Origin of the sequence: Lacticaseibacillus sp. 866-1 (assembly GCF_016861825.1) — a bacterium.
GTDB lineage: Bacteria > Bacillota > Bacilli > Lactobacillales > Lactobacillaceae > Lacticaseibacillus.
Map to the genome: position 1 here is coordinate 1 of NZ_BOLU01000060.1, position 2,069 is coordinate 2,069.

Annotated in this window: 3 protein-coding genes; 2 read left to right on the forward strand and 1 reads right to left on the reverse strand. The window is 54.5% G+C overall.

The genetic code is table 11. From position 1 onward, the window contains the following. Window positions 1–140 precede the first annotated feature (140 nt). A complete protein-coding gene (locus JUE30_RS11190; RefSeq protein ID WP_203624888.1) occupies window positions 141–980 on the forward strand; it encodes an MBL fold metallo-hydrolase in 840 nt (279 codons plus the stop codon). 12 nt (window positions 981–992) lie between these two features. Then, window positions 993–1,625, forward strand: a complete 633-nt coding sequence (locus tag JUE30_RS11195) for a nuclear transport factor 2 family protein (RefSeq protein ID WP_203624889.1) — start codon at window positions 993–995, stop codon at window positions 1,623–1,625. A 188-nt stretch (window positions 1,626–1,813) separates the two neighbouring features. Here the strand turns inward: JUE30_RS11195 and JUE30_RS11330 are convergent, their stop codons facing one another. Further along, window positions 1,814–1,939, reverse strand: a complete 126-nt coding sequence (locus JUE30_RS11330) for a hypothetical protein (protein ID WP_255533334.1) — start codon at window positions 1,937–1,939, stop codon at window positions 1,814–1,816. Between the last annotated feature and the right edge of the window lie 130 nt (window positions 1,940–2,069).

Here is a 2,069-nt window from a genome sequence, read left to right on the forward strand (position 1 = left end):
GCTTTCGTGATGGTTTTTGTCGACTCAACCTTAGCATATAGGCGCACCCAATGGGTGAAACACCAAAGCAGCGCAGTCCCGTGTGAATCGTGGGATTACGCTGCTTTTTTGAAATTCTATGAATAATCCAGGTATATACTGTGACGCAAGTTGACCCTGGCGTCTACAATATCAGCGAAAACATCACAGATCGCCCCATCAAGTTCTCCCAGCAGCTGGTGGTTGGCAACAAACGCGCCGCAATGATCGATGCCGGGTTCGGCATTGACCGCGATCTGCTGACGGAAATTCGTAAAATTACCCAACTTCCGGTCATCTGCCTGTTGACGCACGGTGACCCCGACCATACCGGCGGGGCAGAGCTATTCGATCAGGTGTACATGAATCCCGCCGACGACAAGGTGATGAAAGCTAGTTTTGATCCCCGTTTCCGCCTCCATGCCATCGATGTGGCCAGTGGGCATAATGAAGCGTTAGTCAATCATATGAAGGCCGAAGAACCGCAAGCCGCCAGTCTTGATTACCAGCCAGTCAAAGGGGGCGACACCTTCGACCTTGGCGGCACCACGTTGACCGCATTAGCTCTGCCAGGCCACTCTGCTGGCAGCATGGTGTTCGTCGATGCTGACCGCCACTTGGGTTTTACCGGCGACAGCCTGGCCACCCTGACCATGAGTGAGCTTTACGATGCGCGCTGTGCCTCGCTCACTGTGTGGGCTCAGGGTTTAGCTAAGCTTCAACACGTGGTGGGGGATGACGCGCAGCTATACAGTGGTCACCGCGTTGACGCGTTTCCGCCGCACGTGCTGAGTACTTTGCTTCAAGGCGTCGCCGACATCAAGGCGGGCGGCGACCAGACCGACACGCCGATCACGCAGATGCCGACCGGACCGGTCACCGATAGTGACACCATGCACCCGCGCACCCACCAAATCGCTGGCACGCCGTTTGTGATTATGTATAATTCACTCAACATTTAGGAGGTTTTTGTGATGACTGATAAAAAATTCTATGATACCCCGTTGGACCAACCCGATAAGCAAGCGCTCGCCGACCGAGCCGAGATCCGCGAACTGCTCGAGTACGAGCGTTACACGCGGGACAACGGGTTGTATGCCCAAGAAGCAGCCTGCTACAGTGATGACGCCCTGATTCACGTCTCCTGGTATGACGGCCCGGCAAAGGGTTACTTTGAAAAATTGGCGCAGGCCAACGGCGGCGGGTCGAAGCACAAAATCAATTACACTACCGTCTGGGTCAATGGCAGCAAGGCCATCGGTGAAATGACAGTGATGATGTTGTCGCCGCGCATCAAGCTGAATGGACAGGCCGTTGATCTGCACTCCTACGCACGCATTTTCACCCGGCTGGAGAAGCAAAACGGGGTCTGGAAGATTCTGTCCGGCGATTGCATTTACGAACGCGACGAGTTGGTCCCGGTCGTCCCTGGCCAGCCTATTCAGATCGACACGCAGGAGTTGGCTTCATACCGCGAAAGCTACCAGGGCTTGTGCTACGTCCTGGCCCGGACCGGCCTCAAGAGCAGTGCAGATCTGCCAGGCGACGACAAGCCTGAGACAGTCGAGAAAGTTTACGCAGACGCCAGCAACTGGTTCTTCGCGTAGGTTGCAAGAGAATAAGAAGGTACTACGGCGCGAGAACCTCCCTCGCGGGATCACCAGCATTCCCATCACGTTCCATTAAGCGGTAACTAAATTCATTTAATAACAAAGCTCTCCCCATGTCTGCAGAAGTACGCAAACGTGAGGAGCGCTGTTTAATTTAATTCCGCAAGATGGGTAGGGGGATGGTGCTACACCGCCGCTTCCATCAGCCAGTCGTGCTGTGGGTCGCTGCCGACGACAAAGGCGTGCTCGCCGACTTTGTGGAAGCCGCGTGCGGCGTAAAAGGCCTTGGCCGGCTCGTTATGTTCCCTCAATTTTCAAGTCAAGTGCAACGATGATAACGAATCCTTGATAGTGGTCTAGGTTGTTAAGCCATGCGTCGGTAGTAATCGCATGGTCGAAGATAGTTCAGAATACGTCTGGGACGATGGTTCAGTGCTGATT